Consider the following 20,485-nt stretch of genomic DNA (forward strand, 5'->3'; position numbering starts at 1 on the left):
GCCCCGGTCCGTGAAAGCGCGCCGGACGCCGGGGCCGCCTCGGCCAACGTCAGCGCCACGGTCCCGGCCGCGCCGCCGGCGGTAAGCGCCCCGGCTATCGCCGAACCGGCGCCGCTGGTCGTCCCGCCGCCGGCCGCTCCGGCCCCGGCTACGACCGAACCGTCGGCCCCGATGTAATCTCCCCTCTCCTCCCGAGAGGTCTCAAGAAGAAGGGCGGCTCCGCGAGGGGCCGCCCTTTTCTAGATCACCACCATTTTTCGGCCTTCGCCGTAAAGCCCGCGGCCTTTTCGACCGCGCCGGCGACCGAGAACACCGTCCCCTCGTCGAGGGGCTTGCCGATGATCTGCAGGCCCAGCGGCAGGCCGTTGGCGTCGAGGCCGGCCGGCAAGGACAGGCCCGGCAGACCCGCCAGGTTCGTCGTCACCGTGAAGACGTCGTTCAGGTACATGGCGATCGGGTCGTTGCTGTTCTCGCCCAGGCCGAACGCCGCCGACGGCGCGGTCGGGGTCAGGATCGCGTCGCACTTGGTCCAGGCGTTGTCGAAGTCCTCGGCGATGCGGCGACGCACCTTCAAGGCCTTCAGATAGTAGGCGTCGTAATAGCCGGCCGACAGCACATAGGTGCCGATCAGGATGCGGCGCTTGACCTCGTCGCCGAAGCCCGACGCGCGGGTCTTCTCGTAGATCTCGGTCAGGTTGGCGCCGTCCTCGCGCAGGCCGTAGCGCATGCCGTCGTAGCGGGCCAGGTTCGAGGACGCCTCGGCCGGGGCCACGATGTAGTAGGCCGGCAGGGCGTATTTGGTGTGCGGCAGGCTGATGTCGACGATCTCGCAGCCGGCGTCCTTCAGCCAGGCCACGCCGTCGGCCCACAGCTTCTCGATCTCGGCCGGCATGTTGTCGACGCGGTATTCCTTGGGAATGCCGATCCGCAGGCCCTTCACCGACTTGCCGACGAACTGGGTGAAGTCTGGAACGGCGATATCGAGGCTGGTCGAGTCCTTGGGGTCGTGACCCGACATCGCGGTCAACAGCAGGGCCGCGTCCTCGACGGTCTTGGCGATCGGGCCAGCCTGGTCCAGCGAACTGGCGAAGGCCACGACGCCCCAGCGCGAGCAGCGGCCGTAGGTCGGCTTGATGCCGACGGTGCCGGTGAAGGCGGCCGGCTGGCGGATCGAGCCGCCGGTGTCGGTGGCCGTCGCGCCCAGGCATAGGTCCGCCGCGACCGCCGCGGCCGAACCGCCGGACGAGCCGCCCGGGGTCAGGGCCTTGTTCGAGCTCGTCGAGCGCCACGGGTTGGTGACCGGGCCGAAGTAGCTGGTCTCGTTCGACGAGCCCATGGCGAACTGGTCGAGGTTCAGCTTGCCCAGCATCACCGCGCCGTCGCGCCACAGCTGGCTGGTCACAGTCGACTCGTAGGTCGGCACGAAGTTCTCGAGGATCTTCGAGCAGGCCGTGGTGCGCACGCCGTCGGTGCAGAACAGGTCCTTGACGCCCAGCGGCGCGCCTTCCAGCGGCCCGGCCTCGCCCAGCGCCCGGCGGGCGTCGGACTTGGCGGCCATGTCCAGCGCCTTGTCCGGCGTCTCCAGGATGTAGGCATTCAGGCCGCGCGCGGCCTCGATGGCCTCGATGTGGGCCTGGGTGAGTTCGACCGAGGTGAACTCGCGAGCGGCCAGCCCGTCGAGGGCGGCCTTCAGGGTCAGCTTCGTCAGGCTGCTCATTATTCCACGACCTTCGGCACGACGAAGAAGTTGTTGATCGACTTGGGCGCGTTGCTGGTCACCCGGGCCGGATCGCCGCCCATGGTGACGACGTCGTCGCGCAGCGGCAGGCCGGCGCCGACGACGCTGGTCAGCGGCTCGACACCGTCGGTGTCGACCTCGGCCAGCTGTTCGATCCAGGTCATGATCCCGTTGAGCTCCTGGGCCAGGGCCTCGATGCGCTCTTCGGGTTCGGCGATGCGGGCGAGCCGGGCGACCTTCCGCACGGTGGCGGCGTCAATGGCCATGGGGATCTCCTGAAATTCGAGTGCGTGGGTTAGCGGTCCCGAGACGAGGTTTCAAGCACGCCGGCTCCTGATATGGAGAGCCATGCCCGTTCTCGACATCGCAGACTTCGCCGCCGCCCTCCCCCAGCACGCCCCCGTGGTGGGCCTGGATCCTGGCGAGAAGACCCTCGGGGTGGCCGTCTCCGACGTCACCCGCACGGTCGCCAGCCCGCTGGCCCTGATCGAAAAGACCAAGTTCACCCAGGACGCCGAAGCGCTGTTCAAGCTGATGGACAGCCGCGGCGCGGTCGGGATCGTCATTGGCTTGCCGATGAACATGGACGGCACCGAAGGCGTCCGCTGCCAGTCCAACCGGGCTTTGGCGCGCAACCTGCTGCGCCTGAAGCCCGACCTGCCGATCACCTTCTGGGACGAGCGCCTGTCGACGGCGGCGGTGACCCGCGTGCTGATCGAGGAGCATGACGTGAACCGCAAGCGCCGGGCCGAGGTCGTCGACAAGATGGCCGCCGGCTGGATCCTGCAGGGCGCGCTGGAGCGGATGCGGGGGCTGTAGACCCAAATCCTCCCCCCAGCGGGGGAGGTGTCGGCGCAGCCGACGGAGGGGGAAGTTCTCTCCGTCGTTCAGCCTTACTTCCCCTCCGGCGCTTCGCGCCACCTCCCCCGATAGGGGGAGGACGCAAAGGGCTGAACGCTCGTGCCGCATCATCCCTCTCTCTTTGAGAGAGGGAGGGGCCCATGCGCAGCATGGGAGGGTGAGTGGTTACACCGTTCACCGGCAAACCCACAGATAATCAGTAGCTTGCGCGAAATCCCCAACCGGCTTCGCCTAACCTCTCACCCTCCCACGCCTGCGGCGCGGGCCCCTCCCTCTCTCAAAGAGAGAGGGGTTTGTCCCCGCACCCCGACGAGTGCTTCCCTTCCCCGCCAAAGCCGCCTATGACGCGGGCTCATGACGGCTTCAGCCCATGACCCCGCCCGCGCGGCCATCGATGCGATCCGCGCCCGCGTCTTCGCCTTCCCAAAACGCCATTTCCTGTCCGCTGGCGACCTGAACGCCCCACAGGCGACGGATCTGCTGGACCTGGCCGAGGCCTTCGTCGCCTTCAACCGTCAGACGTCCAAGAGCCTGGACCTGCTGCACGGCCGCACGCTGATGAACCTGTTCTTCGAGAACAGCACCCGGACCCAGAGCTCGTTCGAGCTGGCCGGCAAGCGGCTGGGCGCCGACGTCGTCAACATGAACCCCAAGACCTCGTCGGTGGCCAAGGGCGAGACCCTGATCGACACGGCGGTCACCCTGAACGCCATGCGGCCCGACCTGCTGGTCGTGCGCCACGCCTCGTCGGGCGCGGCGTCGCTGCTCAGCCAGAAGGTCAGCGGCCACGTGGTCAACGCCGGCGACGGCCAGCACGAGCATCCGACCCAGGCCCTGCTGGACGCCCTGTCGATCCGCCGCGCCTTCGGCCGGGTCTCGGGCCTGACCGTGGCGATCTGCGGCGACGTGCTGCACAGCCGCGTGGCCCGCTCGAACGTCGCCCTGCTGCACACCCTGGGCGCCAGCGTCCGCCTGGTCGGACCGCCGACCCTGATGCCAGCCCAGGCCGAGCGCTGGGGCGTCACGGTCCACCACGACATGAAGTCGGGCCTGGCCGGGGCCGACGTGGTGATGATGCTGCGCCTGCAGCTGGAGCGGATGCAGGGCGCCTTCGTGCCCTCGACCCGCGAATATTTCCGCTTCTATGGCCTGGATCGCGAAAAGCTGGCCCGCGCCGCCCCCGGCGCCAAGGTCATGCATCCGGGCCCGATGAACCGAGGCGTCGAGATCGACAGCGATGTCGCCGACGATCCGGCCGTCAGCCTGATCCAGGACCAGGTCGAGATGGGCGTCGCCGCGCGGATGGCGGTGCTGACCAGCCTGGCCGCGCGGATCGACGAGGCGGGACGATGAGCTTCATGTCCTCCGACTTCCTCAGCCTTCCCCGGCAAGATCGGATGTTTGTGTTCGGTTCGCGAGACCTTCAACCATGACGTCCGCCCAGCCCCTCGCCCTCGTCAACGCCCGCCTGGTCGATCCCGAAAGCGGCTATGACGGCCCCGGCGGCGTCATCGTCTCGGAAGGCGTCATTGCCGACGTCGCCAAGGGCCGCGAGTTCGGAAAACTCTCGAAGGCTGTCCGCGTCGTCGACTGCGGCGGCGCCCTGCTGGCCCCCGGCCTGATCGACCTGCGCGTCCGCACCGGCGAGCCCGGGGCCGAGACCAAGGAGACCCTGGCCTCGGCGGCGCGCGCCGCGGCGGCCGGCGGCGTCACCTCGTTCGTGGTCCAGCCCGACACCGCGCCCGCCATCGACGATCCTAGCGTGGTCGACTTCATCCTGCGCCGCGCGCGCGACATCGACAGCGCCCGCATCCTGGTGGCCGGCGCGGCGACCAAGGGCCTGCACGGCGAGCAGATGGCCGAGATCGGCCTGATGCGCGAGGCTGGCTGCGTCTACATCACCGACGCGGGCAAGCCGATCGTCGACAGCAAGGTCATGCAGCGCGTCCTGACCTACGCCAAGGGCTTCGACGCCCTGCTGGCGCACCGTCCGATGGATCCGTGGCTGGCCAAGGGCGGCGCGGCGACCGGCGGCGAGTTCGCCGGCCGCATGGGCCTGCCGTCGATCTCGCCGATGGCCGAGCGGATCATGCTGGAGCGCGACGTCGCTCTGCTGGAGGCGACCGGCGGCAAGCTGCTGGTCGACCAGATCACCTCGGCCCAAGCGTTGGAGACGCTTCAGCGCGCCAAGAAAAAAGGCCTGCGGATCAGCGCCTCGGTGTCGATCAACCACCTGTCGTTCAACGAGCTGGACATCGGCGACTATCGCACCTTCGCCAAGCTGAACCCGCCCCTGCGCGGCGAGGACGACCGCCAGGCTCTGATCGAGGCTTTGGCCTCGGGCCTGATCGACATCGTCGTCTCGTCGCACAGCCCCGCCCCGGCCGAGGACAAGCGCCTACCGTTCGACGAGGCCGCGCCGGGCGCTGTGGGCCTGGAAACCCTGCTGCCGGCCCTGCTGAGCCTGTATCACGACGAGCGCATCGCCCTCGTGGACCTGATCCGCGCCGTCACCCTGGCCCCGGCCGAGCTCTTGGGCCTGCGCGGCGGCCGCATCGCCCCCGGCGCCCCGGCCGACCTCGTTTTGTGCGACATCGACGCCCCGATCATCGTCGACGCCGCGCGCCTGCTGTCGAAATCCAAGAACTCGCCGTTCGACGGCCGCCGGCTGCAGGGCCAGGTGCTGATGACGGTGGTGGATGGGCGGGTGGTGCATCGGGCGGAGGGGTGACCCTTCTGCTCCCCCGCGATGCGGGGGAGCTGTCGCGGAGCGACTGAGGGGGCCAAYKCGGCCTCGATCCAGCTTGCCCCCTCCGGCCCTYCGGGCCACCTCCCCCGCATCGCGGGGGAGGAGATTTGGACACAGTCCGAGTCTGCACTAAACCTACCTTCACAACTCTCGCTTGCGCAGCGGTTGAATTCGCGCGCAACTCGCCTTAGGGTCGAAACGTGCAAGATCTCGCCGCCACCGTCTATCTGACCCTCGCGATCGCCGTCGTCGGCGGCTACCTGCTGGGGTCGATCCCGTTCGGGTTGATCGCCACGCGGCTGGGCGGGGCCGGCGACATTCGCCAGATCGGCTCGGGCAATATCGGCGCGACCAACGTGCTGCGCTCTGGGCGCAAGGACCTGGCGGCCATCACCCTGATCGGCGACGCCGGCAAGGGCGCGGTGGCGGTGCTGCTGGCCCGCTGGCTGACCCACGACACCGCCGCCATCGTCGCCCTGGCCGGCGGCGCGGCGTTCCTGGGCCACCTGTTCCCGGTCTGGCTGAAGTTCAAGGGCGGCAAGGGCGTGGCCACCTTCTACGGCGTGCTGCTGAGCGCCTGCTGGCCCGTGGGCATCCTGGCCGGGGCCACCTGGCTGGCCATGGCCGCCGTCTTCCGGATCAGCTCGCTGGCCGCCCTGACCGCCGCCGTGCTGGCCGCGCCGTTCGCCCTGGCCACCGACCAGCCCTACCCGATGCTGGCCCTGTGCCTGTTCATGGCCGTGCTGATCTTCATCCGCCACCGCGAGAACATCGCCCGCCTGCTGAAGGGCCAGGAGCCCCGGATCGGCAAGAAGAAGAGCGCGGAGGACACGCCTCCCGTTATCGACGCGCCGTGACGCCGGGCCGCCTTTCGGACATCCAGCGCTTCGCCTGGCTGCGCCTGGCGCGCACCGAGACGGTCGGCCCCGTCGCCTTCGACCATCTGCTGACCCGCTACGGCACGCCGGAACGGGCGCTGTCGGCCCTGCCCGACCTCTCCAGACGCGGCGGCCGCGCCGCGCCCCTGTCCCTCGCTTCGCGGGACGAGATCGAGCAGGAGCTGGAGGCGGGCGCGAAACTCGGCGCGCGGCTGATCTGCGGCTGCGAACCCGACTTTCCGCCGCGCCTGGCGGCGCTGGATCCGCCGCCGCCGGTGCTGTGGGCCTTGGGCCGCGCCGAGCTGCTGTCCGAGCCCAGCCTGGCCATCGTCGGGGCCCGCATCGCCTCGGCCGCCGGCCAGCGCTTCGCCCGCCAGCTGGCCACCGACCTGGGGACCTCCGGCTATGTCGTGGTCTCGGGCATGGCGCGCGGCATCGACGGCGCGGCGCACGAGGGTTCGCTGACCACCGGGGCGGTGGCCGTGCTGGGCGGCGGGGTCGGCGACGTCTATCCGCCCGAGCACGGCAAGCTGCACGCCCGCTTGGCCGCCGAGGGCTGCATCGTGTCCGAGAGCGCCCCCGACCGCCGCGCCCAGGCCAAGGACTTCCCACGCCGCAACCGGATCATCTCGGGCCTGTCCTTGGGCGTGGTGGTGGTCGAGGCCGAGCTGAAGTCCGGCTCGCTGATCACCGCCCGCCTGGCCGCCGAGCAGGGCCGCGACGTCTTCGCCGTGCCCGGCTCGCCGCTGGATCCGCGCTCGAAGGGCACGAACGACCTGATCCGCCAGGGCGCGATCCTGTGCGAAGGGGCCGAGGACGTCCTGCGCTCGCTGTCGGGCCAGGCGCATCTGCGCGAACGCGACCGGGGCTACGAGTCCCAGCCGGATCTGGACATCGACCACGACGCCCTGCGCGAAAAGGTCGCCGCCTTGCTGTCGCCCACCCCCGTCTCGCGCAACGACCTGGTCCGCGCCGCCGGCGCCCCGGCCTCGGCGGTGATGGCGGCGCTGGTCGAGCTCAGCCTGGCGGGTCGGGCGGAACTGCTGGACGGCGGCATGGCCGCCGGCGTGTAACCTTCCCCCCGTGTTGTGCGAAGCTCTCCGAGTCGCCGACCCGGAGGAGCATCGATGGACATCCAGGCCGTGGAAGACATGCTGGCCGTCGCCGTGGCGGCCAGCGACGAAGGCCGCTTGGACGACGCCGAAACCGCCTTCCGCGCCGTCCTGGCCCTCAGCCCCGGCCACGGCGACGCCCTGTTCGGCCTTGGCCTGAACCTGATGATGACGCGTCGGTTCCAGGAGGCCGCCGAAACCCTGGCTCTGGCCGCCGAGGCGCCGGACGCCGAGCCGGTCCGCCACCAATGCCTGGCTCACGCCCTGTTCATGACCGGCGCTTTCGCCCGAGCCGCCGAGACCTTCGCGGCCGCCGACACGATGGCTCCCCTGCCCGAGGGCGCGTGCCTGACCTGGGCCCGCGCCGCCGCCTACGCCGCCCTCGACCGATCCTCGGCCGAGGCGGCGCTGGACCTCTACACCCGCGTCGCTGGCGCGTTGGCCGAGCCGTTGGAGACCGTGGCCCGCGAGGGATTCGCCATCCTGGTCGCCTTCCAGCGCCTCGACGCCGCCCGCCGCCTCGGCGCCTGGCTGGAGACGCGCAATCCGGGGGACGCGATCCGAGCGCATGAACTGCGGGTGTTGACCGAGCCGGGTATCGACCGGGCTCCGCCCGGCTATGTCGAGGCCTTGTTCGACGACTTCGCCGAGCGGTTCGACCACCAACTGGTCGAGATGCTGGACTACCAGGCCCCAGCCCTGCTGGCCGAGCTGGTCACCGGTCAGCACGAACGCTTCGAACACATCCTCGACCTGGGCTGCGGCACGGGCCTGGCCGCGCCGCACCTGCGCCCGTTCGGCGGACGCCTGACAGGGGTCGACCTCTCCGCCGGCATGCTGGCCAAGGCGGCCGAGCGCGGCGGCTACGCCAGTCTGGTCCAAGGCGAGGCCGTGGACTTTCTTCTCGCCCATCCCGGCGGCTTCGATCTCGTGTTCGCCGCCGACACCCTGATCTATTTCGGCGACCTCGCTCCGCTGTTCGCCGCCGCGGCATTCGCGCTGCGCCCCGGCGGGCTGCTGGCCATGAGCACCGAACTGGGCGAACACGGCTGGCGGCTGCTGCCAACCGCGCGCTACGCCCACAGCGACGACTATGTGCGCGAGGTCTCCGCGCCCGGGTTCCGGATCGTCGCGCGCCAGGAGATCCCGCTACGCCGCGAGACGACGTCCGTGACCCTCGGCTGTCTCTACGTGTTGACGCGGCTCTAGCCCCCGCGCCGCGCGCCCTTGGCGAACAGCAGGTCCGACCATTTCCAGCGGCCGCCGCCCAGGGCGAAGCGGGCCGAGCGGGGGCCGTCGTTCAAGGAGATCAGGACCAGGCCGCGCATCGGCTCGGCCCGGCAGGCGGCGGGGGCGAAAGCGACCTCCATCATGATCATCTCGCGCAGGCCGGCCAGGCCGTCGCCCTCCTCGCCGATGACACGGGCCCAGTCGCCGCTCCAGACCAGGGGCGCGCGGCCGGCGCCGACCGTCTCGCCGTGGGCCCGCATCAGCGAGGCCCGGGCGCGGGGGTTCTTGCGCAGGCCTTCCTGCAGCAGGCGGACCATGTCGCACCCCTCCCCGCCTCCGCCGCCGCCAGACCCCGAGCCGGCGGTCGCCGCGCCCATGAGTTCGGACTCGCCCAAGCCCAGCACGGGACTGGGCCCGGGGTTTCGGCTGGCGGGGAGCGGCGTCACGTCCTTGGGGGGCGGACGCTTCGACACCCGCAAGGGAGAACGCGGCGCGGCCTTGGGCGCCGCCTTGGGTTTCTCGGGCGACGGCGGCTGTTTCGGCGCCTTCACCGGCGACTTGGGCGCGTCATGGGGCGCTGGCGGCGGCGGAGGGGGTGGCGGCGGAGGCGGAGGCGGCGGCGGCGGATCGACCAGCGAGACCATGACCGACGGCGGTTCTGGCGTCGGCGGCGTCACATGGGCGGCGAGCAGGACCACCAAGGCCGCCACATGCGCGCCGATGCTCACGGCCAGGGCCGCGCCCTTCGCGCCGCGTCGTCTCCAGTGCGACATTAATCCGCCGTGCCACGGGCCGAAGCGCCGACCCAGGGACTCAAGCAAACACGCCCCCGCGTCAGGAACGTGGCGATTGGTGAAGCTTGCCTAGGAAGGCGACTTTGGGGTGGGAAGCGAACCGAGCCTAGACGCTCAGGTCGACCAGCAGGCCCGTACCGGCGGCAGGGGCGGCGCGCACGGCCTGCTTCAGCCGATCGGCGATCTCCGCCCGTTCGGCATTCGAAGTCACGGCCTTGATCGGTTGGATCGGCGAGACGTGGGCCTCGGTGGCGATCCGATTGACGGTCATGTCCATCAGCGGTCACTGCGGTCGAAAAAATAGCCTTCGCACTGTCGCGCAAGGGTCTTAACAACCGCCTACTCGGCGCCCAAGCGATACTGTTTATAGGGGGCCGCGTTGACAGACCCCTATACAAGCCCCCACTTTCCCGGCGCTCGCCTCCAGGGCGATCCGCTTTCCAGCCCAGAGTCATAATGAACGTCGTCGTCGTCGAGAGCCCGGCCAAGGCCAAGACCATCAACAAGTACCTCGGGTCCGACTACACGGTTCTCGCCTCGTACGGCCATATCCGCGATCTGCCGTCCAAGGACGGCTCGGTGGAGCCCGACAACGACTTCGCCATGAGCTGGGAGGTCGACGCCAAGGCCTCCAAGCGGGTGGCCGACATCGTCGACGCCCTGAAGAAGGCCGACCGCCTGATCCTAGCCACCGACCCGGATCGCGAAGGCGAGGCGATCAGCTGGCACGTGCTGGAGGTCCTGAACAAGAAGAAGGCGCTGAAGGACAAGACCGTCCAGCGCGTCACCTTCAACGCCATCACCAAGACCTCGGTGCTCGAGGCGATGGCCAATCCACGCGACGTGGACATGGAGCTGGTCGAGGCCTATCTGGCCCGCCGCGCCCTCGACTACCTCGTCGGCTTCACCCTCTCGCCGGTGCTGTGGCGCAAGCTGCCGGGCAGCCGCTCGGCCGGCCGCGTTCAGTCGGTCTGCCTGCGGCTGATCGTCGAGCGCGAGATGGAGATCGAGCGCTTCAAGACCCAGGAATACTGGACCGTCGACGCCGACGTCTCGGCCGGCGCCGATCCGTTCCTGGCCCGCCTGGTCAAGCACGAGGGCAAGAAGCTCACCAAATTCGACCTCGGCAACGAGGGCTCGGCCCTGGCCGCCAAGGCCGCGGTGGCCAGCGCCGTGTTCAAGGTCGCCGCCGTCGAGAAGAAGCCCGGCAGGCGCTCGCCCGCCCCGCCCTTCACCACCTCGACCCTGCAGCAGGAAGCGTCGCGCAAGCTGGGCTTCTCGGCCCAGCGCACCATGCAGGCCGCCCAGAAGCTGTATGAGGGCATCGACATCGGCGGCGAGACCGTCGGCCTGATCACCTACATGCGGACCGACGGCGTGTCGGTCGAGCCGGAAGGCATCGCCGAGGCGCGCAGCGTGATCGGCAACGTCTACGGCGCGCCCTATGTCCCCGAGAGCCCGCGCTACTACAAGGCCAAGGCCAAGAACGCCCAGGAGGCGCACGAAGCCATCCGCCCGACCAGCCTGGGCCGTAACCCCGGCTCGCTGCGCCTGGAGCCGGACCTGGGTCGCCTGTACGAGCTGATCTGGAAGCGGATGATCGCTTCCCAGATGGAAAGCGCCCGCATCGAGCGCACCACGGTCGACCTGGAAAGCGCCGACGGCCAGACCGGCATGCGCGCCACGGGCCAGGTCGTGCTCTTCCCCGGCTATCTGGCCGTCTACGAGGAAGGCCGCGACGACGAGGGCGACGAAGACAGCGCCCGCCTGCCCATGGTCGAGGAAGGCGCGGCCGCCAAGGTCATCGAGGCCCGCGCCGACCAGCACTTCACCGAACCGCCCCCGCGCTATTCGGAAGCCAGCCTGGTCAAGAAGATGGAAGAGCTGGGGATCGGCCGTCCGTCGACCTACGCCTCGGTCCTGACCGTGCTGCGCGACCGCGAATACGTGAAGATGGAGAAGCAGCGCTTCGTCCCCGAGGACAAGGGCCGCCTGGTCACGGCGTTCCTGGAGCAGTTCTTCAAGCGCTATGTCGAGTATGACTTTACGGCCGCCCTGGAAGAGCAGCTGGACCTGGTGTCCGACGGCAAGCTGGACTGGAAGCAGTTCCTCCGCGACTTCTGGAAGGACTTCCACGCGGCTGTCGGCGAGATCGCCGAGCTGCGCACGACCAATGTCCTGGACGCCCTGAACGAGGCCCTGGGCCCGCACATCTTCCCGGACAAGGGCGACGGCTCCAATCCGCGCCTGTGCCCGACCTGCGGCAGCGGCCAGCTGTCGCTGAAGACCGGCAAGTTCGGGGCCTTCATCGGCTGCTCGAACTATCCGGAGTGCCGCTACACCCGCCAGCTGGGCGTATCGGAAGGCGACGGCGACGCCGAGAACGCCGACAAGGAACTGGGCGTCAATCCCGCGACCGACCGGGCCGTGTGGCTGAAGAATGGACGCTTTGGCCCCTATGTCGAGGAGCTGGCGGCCGCCGACAGCACCGACAAGCCCAAGCGCTCGTCCCTGCCCAAGGGCTGGATCGCCTCGGCCATGGACCTGGAGAAGGCCCTGCGCCTGCTCTCCCTGCCGCGCGAAGTCGGCAAGCATCCGGACGACGGCAAGGTCATCACCGCCGGCCTGGGACGCTTCGGGCCGTTCGTGCTGCACGACGGCACCTACGCCAATCTCGAAAATGCCGACGAGGTGTTCGACGTCGGCCTGAACCGCGCCGTCGCCATCCTGGCCGACAAGCGCGCCGGCGGCGGACGTCCGCAGCGGGCGTCCGCGGCGGCCCTGGCCGAGCTGGGCGCCCACCCCGAGGACGGCAAGCCGGTGCGCGTGCTGTCGGGGCGCTTTGGCCCCTACATCAAGCACGGCGACACCAACGCCAACGTGCCCAAGGGCAAGGATCCGGCGTCCATAACCATGGACGAGGCCGTGGCCCTGATCGCTGAACGCGCCGGCAAGGGCGGCGGCAAGAAGCCGGCCAAGAAGGCCGCCGCACCGAAAAAGGCGGCGACCAAGGCTGAAGGCGACGCTCCGGCCAAGAAGACGGCCGCGAAGAAGCCGGCGGCCAAGAAGCCCGCCGCCAAGAAGGTGGCGCCCAAGGCCAAGGCCGCGGTCGCCGCGTCTTCGGACGACGGCGCCACGCCCTGGGACGACGACACCTAAGCTGTTCAGTCGGCTGATCTTTTCAGTCGAGCGGGAGGGGAGTAAACTTCGAGCATGACGACGCTGGAACGTCCCCTGCCCCTGCATGTCGTGGTGTCCGCGCTGATCCTATGCTGCGTGGGCGGCTTCGCTATGGGCCTGACCAACGCGATGAAGATCGATCGCGGCGGGCCCGAGACCTCCAAGCAGCCGCTAGCCGAGGTTTCCGGCGTCCCCGTCAAGGACGCCGCCCCGGCCCTGGCCTACGAACCGCCGCCGGTCGAGAAACCCAAGCCCAAGGCCGTCGAGGTCCAGACGGTCGAGCAGGAAGCCCCGCTCGCGCCGATGATCGAGGCGCCGCCGACGACCCCGGCCCCGCCGGTGGAAGCCGCGCCCAGGCCCGCTGACCCGCCGCCGCCGAAGTCGATCGAGGATCTGTACTAGGACCTAGGAACGCCCCCTCCGTCACGATGCTACGCATCGCGCCACCTCCCCCGTTTCACGGGTGAGGAGGATGCGGCTCATCCTCCCTCGTGAAACGGGGGAGGTGGATCGGCGCGGATACGCGACGAGACGGAGGGGGCGCTCTCCCCCCAAACCTTGCGCCGCCCGGCGCGTTTCCCTTGGCCATCCGCCCCTCGAACGGGTTAAGGCAGGACATGGCTAAACCTCGCCCGCCCCATACGCCCAAGGCAAAGACCTTCAAACCCAAGCCCGCCGCGGGTCTGCCCGACCGCGAGACGCTGCTGGCGTTCCTGCGCGACGCGGGCGAGACGGGGAAGGCCGACATCGCCCGCCACTTCGGCCTGAAGGGCGGCGACCGTCGGGCGCTGCGCGAGATGATCCGCGAGCTGGAAGCCCAGGGCGCCCTGGCCAAGCGCGGCCGCAAGGGCTTCGCGGAGTCTGGCTCTCTGCCGCCGGTGGGTGTGGCCGACGTCGTCGAGCGCGACGCCGACGGCGACCTCTATGTGAAGCTGACCAAGTCCGACGACGACGTCCCCAACGTCCGCCTGGCCCCCGGCAAGGACGAGGCCGCGGCCGGCGCGCCGGGCCTGGGCGACCGCCTGCTGGTCCGCTTCGAGCGGCTGGAGACCGGCGAGTTCGAAGCCAAGCTGATCAAGCGGCTGGGCCAGAGCGCCCACAAGATTCTGGGCGTCATCCGCAAGCTGCGCCGCGAGATCCGCGTCGAGCCGGTCGACCGCAAGTCCAAGGACAGTCTGATCCTCGACCCCAGCGTCGCCCACGACCTGAAGGATGGCGATCTGGTCGTCGCCCAGGTCGGCACGCACGGTGGCCGCTATGGCCCCAAGCCCGGCAAGGTGCTGGAGGTGGTCGGCAACGAGAACGACCCGCGCGCCGCCTCGCTGATCGCCATCCACAGCCACGGCATCCCGACCGGCTTCTCGGAAGAGGCCGAGCGCGAGGCCAAGGCCGCCGTCGAGCCGACCCTGGCGGGCCGCGAGGACCTGCGCGACCTGCCTTTCGTGACCATCGACCCGGTGGACGCCCGCGACCACGACGACGCCGTCTATGCCCATCCCGACGAGGACGACACTAACAAGGGCGGCTGGGTGGTCTGGGTGGCCATCGCCGATGTGGCCGGCTATGTGCGCCCTGGCTCGGCCCTGGACCGCGACGCCCGCGAGAAGGGCAACAGCGTCTACTTCCCCGACCGGGTGGAGCCGATGCTGCCCGAGACCCTGTCCAACGGCCTGTGCAGCCTGCGTGAGAGCGAGAACCGCGCCACGCTGGCCGTGCGGATGGTGTTCGACAAGTCGGGCCGCAAGAAGGGCCACAAGTTCGTGCGCGGCCTGATGCGCTCGGCCGCCAAGCTCTCGTACGAACAAGCCCAGTCGGCGATCGACGGCCAACCCGACGACAAGAGCGGCCCGTTGCTGGAGCCGATCCTGCAACCCTTGTGGGAAGCCTATCGGACGATGAAGATCGGCCGCGACGCACGGTCTCCGCTGGCCATCGAGAGCGACGAGCGGCGGATCATCATCCGCGAGGGCGAGATCCTCTCGATCACCAAGCGCCCCAGCCTGGRAGCCCACAAGCTGATCGAGGAGATGATGGTGCAGGCCAATGTCTGCGCCGCCGAGAGCCTGGAGGCCAAGCGCTCGCCCCTGATCTACCGGGTGCACGACACCCCCAGCCTGGAGAAGGTCCAGAACCTGGCCGACTTCCTGCAGACGCTGGAGATCCGCTGGGACAAGGGCCAGGCGCCGCAGACGTCGCGCTTCAACAAGCTGCTGGACGAGACCCGCGAGGGGCCCAACGCCACGATCATCAACGAGGTGGTCCTGCGCACCCAGATGCAGGCCCACTACAGCGCCGACAACATCGGCCACTTCGGGCTGAACCTGGCCAAGTACGCCCACTTCACCAGCCCGATCCGCCGCTATGCCGACCTGATCGTGCACCGGGGCCTGATCCGCGCCCTGGGGCTGGGAACCGACGGCCTGACCGACCAGGACATCGCCCAGATCAAGGACACGGCCGAGGTCATCACCCACGCCGAGCGCCGAGCCATGGCCGCCGAGCGCGACGCCACCGACCGCTACATCGCCGCCTTCCTGGCCGACCGGGTGGGCGCGACCTTCGCGGGCCGGATCACCGGCGTCACGCGCTTTGGCCTGTTCGTCAAGCTGGCCGACACCGGGGCCGACGGCCTGGTGCCGGTCTCGACCCTGGGGGCCGAGTTCTTCGTCCACGACGACCGGATGCACGCCCTGGTTGGCGAGCGGACCGGCAAGCGCTGGCCGCTGGGCATGAGCGTCGAGGTCAAGCTGGTCGAGGCCACGCCGGTCACCGGCGGCCTGCTGTTCGAAATGCTCAGCGAGCCGGTCGCGCCCGATCCGAACGCGCCGCGTCCTCGCCTGGGGGCTAGGCGGCAGGCGGCGGTCAAGCCGCGCGGCGGACTGCCGAAGGGCGTTCGGCGGGGGAAGCGGCGCTAGTTCGCGCGGATCGCCGCCTCCAGCCGATCCGCCATCATCTTCTGATCCGCCACCGACGGGTGCCAGTGGCACGCGCCGCGGTCCATGTTGGTGATCCGCACCGCCGTCGCGCCCGCGCGGCCAGCGACCTCGGCGACGTCGTCCGCGAAGGTGTCGCCGGCGATCAGGAAAAAGCGCGCGCCGGAGCGGTCAAGCTTCAGCCCCTGGATGAAGCCGACATAGCTGTCGCGATAGTCCTTGCGCAGCGTCGCCGCGTCGGCCCAGGCCTCGCCGGCGTGTAGCGGCGTCGAGAAGTCGTTGGTCCCCAGGCCGATGACCACGATGTCGGGCCGCCAAGGATCGTTGGCGGCGACGCGCGGCTCGGCCTGGCCCGGGATCAGGCGGGGAAACAGCGCCGGCAGCGGCTCGCCGGCCGCCACGCCGTTGTAGTTCCTGACCACGCCGCGCCCCGAGAAGGCGACGATGCGGTAGTCGGCGTCTAGCCGCGCCGCCAGGATCGGCCCGAAGGCCAGGCTGGTGTCGGTCAGGTCGTGGACCTGCTGCTCGGTGCAGTCGTGGCTGGCCGAGCGGACGCCGTAGCCGGCCGTGTGGGAGTCGCCGATGAACTCGATCCGGCGGGGGCGGGAGGGCGGGGCCAGCGGCTTGCCTTGAGGGCCGACGAAGAAGCCTTCGAACCGCGACGATCCCGTTTGGCTCTCGGTCAGCTTGTCCAGCCGCACGACGTGCTCGCCCGGACCCAGGTGGTCGAGCTTCAGGCGCGTTTCGCCGGACTTGGTCAGCTCGGCCTTGCGGACGCCGTCGAGGCTGACGGCCAGGTGTTCAGCGCCGGTGTCGACCGCAACCTCGACCGACGGCCCCGTGAAGCGTCCCTCGAAATACACGCCCGGCCAGCCGAAGTCGTAGGCGCCGCCCGCCGCCGGCGCGACACGGCCGCCGATGTTCAGCGGTAGGGCCGTCTGGGCCAGGGCGGGCGTGGCGAGGGCCAGGGCGGCGAAGAGAGTCAGCAGGCGCATGACCCCCTTCTCATCCGGGATGCGCGGCGCGTCAAACCCAGCTAAGCAACGGCCATGCGCGCCGAGATCGAACCCTTCCACGCCATCGCCATCAGCCGTCTGGCCCACCAGCTGAAGATGGACGGCGCCTCGATCATCCACATGGAGTTCGGCCAGCCCTCGACCGGCGCGCCCAGCAAGGCGATCGCCAAGGCCCACGAAATCCTCGACGCCGAGGCCATGGGCTATTGGGAGAGCCCGCTGCTGCGCCAGCGGATCGCCGAGCGCTACCAGACCCTCTACGGCGTCACCGTCGAGCCCGAGCGGATCGTCCTGACCTGCGGCGCCTCGCCGGCCCTGGTCCTGGCGCTGTCCAGCGTGTTCCAGCCCGGCGACCGCATCGCCGTCGCCCGCCCCGGCTACGTCGCCTATCGCAACAGCCTGAAGGCCCTGCACCTCGAACCAGTCGAGATCGCCTGCGGGCCGGAAGACCGCTTCCAGCTGACGGCCGCGCACCTGGCCGCGCTGGATCCCGCCCCGGCCGGCGTCATCGTCGCCAGCCCGGCCAATCCGACCGGCACGATCATCGCGCCCGAGGAGCTGGAGGCCATCGCCCGCGTCTGCCGCGAGCGCGGGATCCGCATTATCAGCGACGAGATCTATCACGGCCTCAGCTACACGGGCCGCACGCCCTCGATGCTGGAGTTCGCCCCCGACGCCCTGATCGTCAACAGCTTTTCCAAGTACTTCAGCATGGCCGGCTGGCGGCTGGGCTGGCTGCTGACGCCGCCGGGCGAGGACCTGGAGCGGGCGCGGGCCTATGTCGGCAACCTGTTCCTGACCGCGCCGTCGCTGAGCCAGCACGCCGGCCTGGCGGCCATGGACTGCCTCGACGAGCTGGAAGGCCACATCGACGTCTATCGCGCCAACCGCCAACGGATGCTGGACGCCCTGCCCGCCCTGGGCCTGCGCAAGATCGCACCGCCGGACGGGGCCTTCTACATCTGGGCCGACATCGGCCACCTGACCGACGACTCGCTCGGCTTCTGCCAGCAGCTGCTGCGCGACACCGGCGTGGCGACCGCGCCGGGCGTCGACTTCGACCCGGTCGAGGGCCACCACTTCATCCGCTTCAGTTTCGCGGTCTCGACGGCCGAGGTCGAGGAGGCCCTGCGGCGGATGACGCCGTGGTTCGAACGGCAAGCTCGGCAGGCCCCCACCTGACCTCGCTATGCGAGGTCGTCCGCCCCCGGAGGGGGCAGAAGGTGCTCCTTCTTCCCCCTCCGGGGGAGGAGCGCCGCAGGCGCGGAGGGGGCAAGTGACCCCTACTTCTTCTCCAGATAATCCAGCGCCATGAACACCTCGGCCTTCACGCCGGTCTCCAGCACCGCTTCGTCGATGTCGAAGAACGGTGAGTGGTTGGCCGGGGCGGTGGCGGCCGGGACGTCGGCCTTGCGGCCGCCCAGCTGGACAAACACCGCCGGAACCTTCTGGGCGTACATCGAGAAGTCCTCGGCCCCGGTCACCAGCGGCGCGTTGTCGTCGACCTTGCCGGGCGAGGCCTTCTCCAGGCTGGCCTTCACCCACTTGGACAGGTCCGGATTGTTGTAGGTCACCGGATAGGGCTGGGTGAACACCGCCTCGGCCTTGGCGCCGTAGCGGTCGCCGATCGCGGCCACCGTCTTCTGGACCCGGGCGATCAGGTCCTCGCGGCGCGCGGTCGAGAAGGTGCGCATCGTGCCGCCCATCACCAGGTCCTCGGGGATGATGTTCTGGCGCATGCCCATGTTGATCACGGCGATCGTCACCACCGAGGGCGAGGCGCCGACATCGACCTGGCGGGCGGCGATCTGGTTCATGGCCTGGATGATGTCGGCGGCGACGCTGGCCATGTCGACGCCAGCCCAGGGCCGCGCGCCGTGGGTCTGCTTGCCCTTCACCGTGATCGTCAGCCGGTCGGACGAGGCGTAGAAGCCCTCGGGCCGGTAGTTCAGCAGGTGGGCGTCGGCCGGGCCGATATGGACGCCGAAGATCGCGTCGACCTTGGGCTGATCCAGCGCCCCGTCGCGGATCATCAGCTTGGCGCCGCCCTCCTCGCCCGCCTGCGGGCCTTCCTCGGCGGGCTGGAAGATCAGGACCACCGTGCCCTTGATGTCCTTCTTCATGCCGGCCAGCACCGTGGCGGTCCCCAGCAGCATGGCCACGTGGGTGTCGTGACCGCAGGCGTGCATGACCGGCACGGTGCGCCCTTCCCACGTTGCCTTGACCTTGGAGGCGAACGGCAGGCCAGTCTTTTCCTCGACCGGCAGGGCGTCCATGTCGGCGCGCAGGGCGACGACCTTGCCGGGCTTGCCGCCCTTCAGGATCCCGACCACGCCGGTCTTGCCGACGTTCTCGCGCACGTCGAAGCCCAGGGCCTTAAGCTCCTTGGCGATCAGGGCCGAGGTGCGGACCTCCTGGTTGCCCAGTTCCGGATGCTCGTGGATGTCGCGCCGCCAGGCGATCACCTTGGGCTGCGCCGCCTTGGCGGCGGCGGCCACCTGGGCCTGCGAGGGCGCGGCTAACGCAGGTGCGCCCACAGCCAGGCCGGCGACCAGCGCCAGCGTCGAAACCCGTCCGAACATCCGATATCCCCTCATAAAAGCGGCGCGAGCTTGGGGCGCGTCGCGCGGCGCGGTCAAGCATGCGGCGGCTGACGCCGCGTCCCCCTAGGCAGACGACGGAATGAGGCTACCCTTCCGCCATGAGCCTGCCGCCGATCGACGCGAAATTCGACACGATCAACGACGGCGCCGTGCGCGAGACCGGCGCGGCGTTGAAGCCCAAGCACGCGGCGACCGTGATCATCGTCCGCACCGACGGCCCCGCCCCGCGCCTGCTGATGGGCCGCAGGAACGGCGGCCACGCCTTCATGCCCGACAAGTGGGTGTTCCCTGGTGGCCGGGTCGATCGCACCGACTACGACGCCCCCAGCGCCAGCGAACTCATCCCCGAGGTCGCCGCGCGCCTCGGCCTGGAGTCCCGCCACCCCAGGCCCGCGCGTCTGGCCCGCGCCCTGGCCCTGGCGGCCGTGCGCGAGACCTTCGAGGAGACGGGCCTGCTGCTGGCTCGGGAAGCCCCTGAGCGGCCCGGCGCGGGGCCCTGGCGGCCGTTCCTGGCCCAGGGCGCCCTACCCGACCTGGCGCCGCTCGGCTTCGTGGCTAGAGCCATCACCCCGCCCTACCGCCCGCGCCGCTTCGACGCCCGTTTCTTCATGGCCTCCGCCGAGGCGCTGCTGTCCCTGGAGCGCCGCCCCGACTGTGGCGAGCTGGATGAGATCGCCTGGGTCGACTTCCAGGAGGCCATGGCCCTGGACCTGCCCAACATCACCCGCTTCGTGCTGCACGAAGTGGGACAAAGACTCGCCGACACTGGACGCCCCGCCCCCTTCATGCGTTTCCTGAATGGCAAGCGGCATCTGACCCACCTCTAGGCGGGTCTCCCTCCTTTCTCGAGGGAACTGGGGAGGAGATTCGCATGATCGGTTCCATTCTGGCCTTGGCCCTGGCCGCGACGCCGCCGGCGGCGGTTCCGTCCGAGATCGACAAGCTGGGCTTCATCGGCGGCTGCTGGACCCTGACCCGGCCCAACGGCACGAAGATCGAGGAACAATGGCTGGCCCCGGCCGGCGGCGCGATGATCGGCATGAGCCGCAGCGTCCGCGACGGCAAGCTGCGCGAGTTCGAGTTCATGCGCATCGTTCCCGGCGACGACGGCAAGCTGCGTTACGTGGCGATTCCCTCCGGACAGCCCGAGGCGACCTTCCCGGTGAAGGCGATCGCCGACGGCGCGGTGACCTTCGAGAACCCCGAGCACGATTTTCCCCAGCGGATTCTCTACCGGCTGGTCGACAAGGACACCCTGGTGGCCCGGATCGAGGGCTCCGTCGGCGGCCAGGCCCGTTCGGCGGATTTTCCTTATAAACGGTGCCCCACTGGCAACTGAACTCGAGCAATTGACTTTGAGCTGCCGATCAGTATGTTCCGCGCCTCTCATT

The 20,485-nt window shown here is 69.9% G+C and carries 18 protein-coding genes; 12 read left to right on the top strand and 6 right to left on the bottom strand.

All coding sequences use genetic code 11. The annotated features are described in order from the left end of the window. Positions 1-244 precede the first annotated feature (244 nt). Positions 245-1,717: an Asp-tRNA(Asn)/Glu-tRNA(Gln) amidotransferase subunit GatA gene (gene gatA, locus AC1DSO_RS14025; protein WP_477069403.1), complete on the bottom strand. Its 1,473-nt coding sequence runs from the start codon at positions 1,715-1,717 to the stop codon at positions 245-247. Further along, positions 1,717-2,004 carry an Asp-tRNA(Asn)/Glu-tRNA(Gln) amidotransferase subunit GatC gene (gene gatC / locus AC1DSO_RS14030; protein ID WP_056045688.1) on the bottom strand — a complete coding sequence of 96 codons (288 nt, stop codon included), beginning with the start codon at positions 2,002-2,004 and terminating at the stop codon, positions 1,717-1,719. The genes gatA and gatC overlap by 1 nt, the downstream gene beginning before the upstream one ends. A gap of 82 nt (positions 2,005-2,086) precedes the next feature. Here gatC and ruvX point away from each other — a divergent pair, with 82 nt between their 5' ends. From ruvX to AC1DSO_RS14060, 6 genes are all read left to right on the top strand, one after another. Beyond that, complete coding sequence (ruvX, locus tag AC1DSO_RS14035) at positions 2,087-2,557, top strand: Holliday junction resolvase RuvX (protein WP_477069404.1); 471 nt, start codon at positions 2,087-2,089, stop codon at positions 2,555-2,557. A 396-nt stretch (positions 2,558-2,953) separates the two neighbouring features. Further along, the gene (locus tag AC1DSO_RS14040) at positions 2,954-3,952 is read left to right on the top strand and encodes an aspartate carbamoyltransferase catalytic subunit (protein WP_047412871.1); all 999 of its coding nucleotides are present in this window, start codon (positions 2,954-2,956) and stop codon (positions 3,950-3,952) included. Between the two features lie 76 nt (positions 3,953-4,028). Further along, positions 4,029-5,330 carry a dihydroorotase gene (gene pyrC, locus AC1DSO_RS14045; protein WP_477069405.1) on the top strand — a complete coding sequence of 434 codons (1,302 nt, stop codon included), beginning with the start codon at positions 4,029-4,031 and terminating at the stop codon, positions 5,328-5,330. Between the two features lie 218 nt (positions 5,331-5,548). After that, positions 5,549-6,205 carry a glycerol-3-phosphate 1-O-acyltransferase PlsY gene (plsY, locus tag AC1DSO_RS14050; protein ID WP_477069406.1) on the top strand — a complete coding sequence of 219 codons (657 nt, stop codon included), beginning with the start codon at positions 5,549-5,551 and terminating at the stop codon, positions 6,203-6,205. Next, positions 6,202-7,299: a DNA-processing protein DprA gene (gene dprA, locus AC1DSO_RS14055; protein ID WP_477069407.1), complete on the top strand. Its 1,098-nt coding sequence runs from the start codon at positions 6,202-6,204 to the stop codon at positions 7,297-7,299. Before plsY ends, dprA begins: the two co-directional genes overlap by 4 nt. Positions 7,300-7,353: 54 nt before the next feature. Then, positions 7,354-8,547 carry a class I SAM-dependent DNA methyltransferase gene (locus AC1DSO_RS14060; RefSeq protein WP_477069408.1) on the top strand — a complete coding sequence of 398 codons (1,194 nt, stop codon included), beginning with the start codon at positions 7,354-7,356 and terminating at the stop codon, positions 8,545-8,547. Here the strand turns inward: AC1DSO_RS14060 and AC1DSO_RS14065 are convergent. Next, a complete protein-coding gene (locus AC1DSO_RS14065; protein ID WP_477069409.1) occupies positions 8,544-9,341 on the bottom strand; it encodes a hypothetical protein in 798 nt (265 codons plus the stop codon). The two genes, AC1DSO_RS14060 and AC1DSO_RS14065, sit on opposite strands and share 4 nt — an antisense overlap. A gap of 127 nt (positions 9,342-9,468) precedes the next feature. Further along, entirely contained in the window at positions 9,469-9,639 is a 171-nt protein-coding gene (locus AC1DSO_RS14070) for a hypothetical protein (protein WP_156136875.1), read from the bottom strand. Between the two features lie 179 nt (positions 9,640-9,818). On the opposite strand from AC1DSO_RS14070, the gene topA reads away from it, so the two are divergent. From topA to rnr, 3 genes are all read left to right on the top strand, one after another. Then, positions 9,819-12,521: a type I DNA topoisomerase gene (topA, locus tag AC1DSO_RS14075; protein ID WP_477069410.1), complete on the top strand. Its 2,703-nt coding sequence runs from the start codon at positions 9,819-9,821 to the stop codon at positions 12,519-12,521. A gap of 54 nt (positions 12,522-12,575) precedes the next feature. Beyond that, positions 12,576-12,944, top strand: coding sequence for a hypothetical protein (locus AC1DSO_RS14080; RefSeq protein WP_477069411.1), 369 nt, complete (start codon positions 12,576-12,578; stop codon positions 12,942-12,944). A 215-nt stretch (positions 12,945-13,159) separates the two neighbouring features. Then, positions 13,160-15,457, top strand: coding sequence for a ribonuclease R (gene rnr / locus AC1DSO_RS14085; protein ID WP_477069412.1), 2,298 nt, complete (start codon positions 13,160-13,162; stop codon positions 15,455-15,457). Here rnr and AC1DSO_RS14090 read toward each other — a convergent pair. After that, on the bottom strand, positions 15,454-16,470 hold the full coding sequence (locus tag AC1DSO_RS14090) for an SGNH/GDSL hydrolase family protein (protein WP_477069413.1): 1,017 nt from the start codon (positions 16,468-16,470) through the stop codon (positions 15,454-15,456). The genes rnr and AC1DSO_RS14090 overlap by 4 nt on opposite strands. Positions 16,471-16,524: 54 nt before the next feature. On the opposite strand from AC1DSO_RS14090, the gene AC1DSO_RS14095 reads away from it, so the two are divergent. Beyond that, a complete protein-coding gene (locus AC1DSO_RS14095) occupies positions 16,525-17,673 on the top strand; it encodes a pyridoxal phosphate-dependent aminotransferase (protein WP_477069414.1) in 1,149 nt (382 codons plus the stop codon). A gap of 101 nt (positions 17,674-17,774) precedes the next feature. On the opposite strand, the gene AC1DSO_RS14100 is transcribed toward AC1DSO_RS14095, so the two are convergent. Next, entirely contained in the window at positions 17,775-19,073 is a 1,299-nt protein-coding gene (locus AC1DSO_RS14100) for an amidohydrolase (protein WP_477069415.1), read from the bottom strand. 119 nt (positions 19,074-19,192) lie between these two features. Here AC1DSO_RS14100 and AC1DSO_RS14105 point away from each other — a divergent pair, with 119 nt between their 5' ends. Then, a complete protein-coding gene (locus AC1DSO_RS14105) occupies positions 19,193-19,921 on the top strand; it encodes an NUDIX hydrolase (protein ID WP_477069416.1) in 729 nt (242 codons plus the stop codon). Between the two features lie 59 nt (positions 19,922-19,980). Next, on the top strand, positions 19,981-20,433 hold the full coding sequence (locus AC1DSO_RS14110) for a DUF6265 family protein (RefSeq protein WP_477069438.1): 453 nt from the start codon (positions 19,981-19,983) through the stop codon (positions 20,431-20,433). Positions 20,434-20,485: the final 52 nt, after the last annotated feature.

The organism is Caulobacter sp. P4_E5 (genome assembly GCF_056401555.1).

Coding starts and splice junctions, on each gene's coding strand:
- AC1DSO_RS14105 (WP_477069416.1), top strand. CDS start 19,193: ATGAGCCTGCCGCCGATCGACGCGAAATTCGACACGATCAACGACGGC.
- gatA (WP_477069403.1), bottom strand. CDS start 1,717: ATGAGCAGCCTGACGAAGCTGACCCTGAAGGCCGCCCTCGACGGGCTG.
- AC1DSO_RS14100 (WP_477069415.1), bottom strand. CDS start 19,073: ATGTTCGGACGGGTTTCGACGCTGGCGCTGGTCGCCGGCCTGGCTGTG.
- AC1DSO_RS14095 (WP_477069414.1), top strand. CDS start 16,525: ATGCGCGCCGAGATCGAACCCTTCCACGCCATCGCCATCAGCCGTCTG.
- AC1DSO_RS14070 (WP_156136875.1), bottom strand. CDS start 9,639: ATGGACATGACCGTCAATCGGATCGCCACCGAGGCCCACGTCTCGCCG.
- AC1DSO_RS14090 (WP_477069413.1), bottom strand. CDS start 16,470: ATGCGCCTGCTGACTCTCTTCGCCGCCCTGGCCCTCGCCACGCCCGCC.
- pyrC (WP_477069405.1), top strand. CDS start 4,029: ATGACGTCCGCCCAGCCCCTCGCCCTCGTCAACGCCCGCCTGGTCGAT.
- AC1DSO_RS14080 (WP_477069411.1), top strand. CDS start 12,576: ATGACGACGCTGGAACGTCCCCTGCCCCTGCATGTCGTGGTGTCCGCG.
- topA (WP_477069410.1), top strand. CDS start 9,819: ATGAACGTCGTCGTCGTCGAGAGCCCGGCCAAGGCCAAGACCATCAAC.
- AC1DSO_RS14065 (WP_477069409.1), bottom strand. CDS start 9,341: ATGTCGCACTGGAGACGACGCGGCGCGAAGGGCGCGGCCCTGGCCGTG.
- AC1DSO_RS14060 (WP_477069408.1), top strand. CDS start 7,354: ATGGACATCCAGGCCGTGGAAGACATGCTGGCCGTCGCCGTGGCGGCC.
- AC1DSO_RS14040 (WP_047412871.1), top strand. CDS start 2,954: ATGACGGCTTCAGCCCATGACCCCGCCCGCGCGGCCATCGATGCGATC.
- gatC (WP_056045688.1), bottom strand. CDS start 2,004: ATGGCCATTGACGCCGCCACCGTGCGGAAGGTCGCCCGGCTCGCCCGC.
- ruvX (WP_477069404.1), top strand. CDS start 2,087: ATGCCCGTTCTCGACATCGCAGACTTCGCCGCCGCCCTCCCCCAGCAC.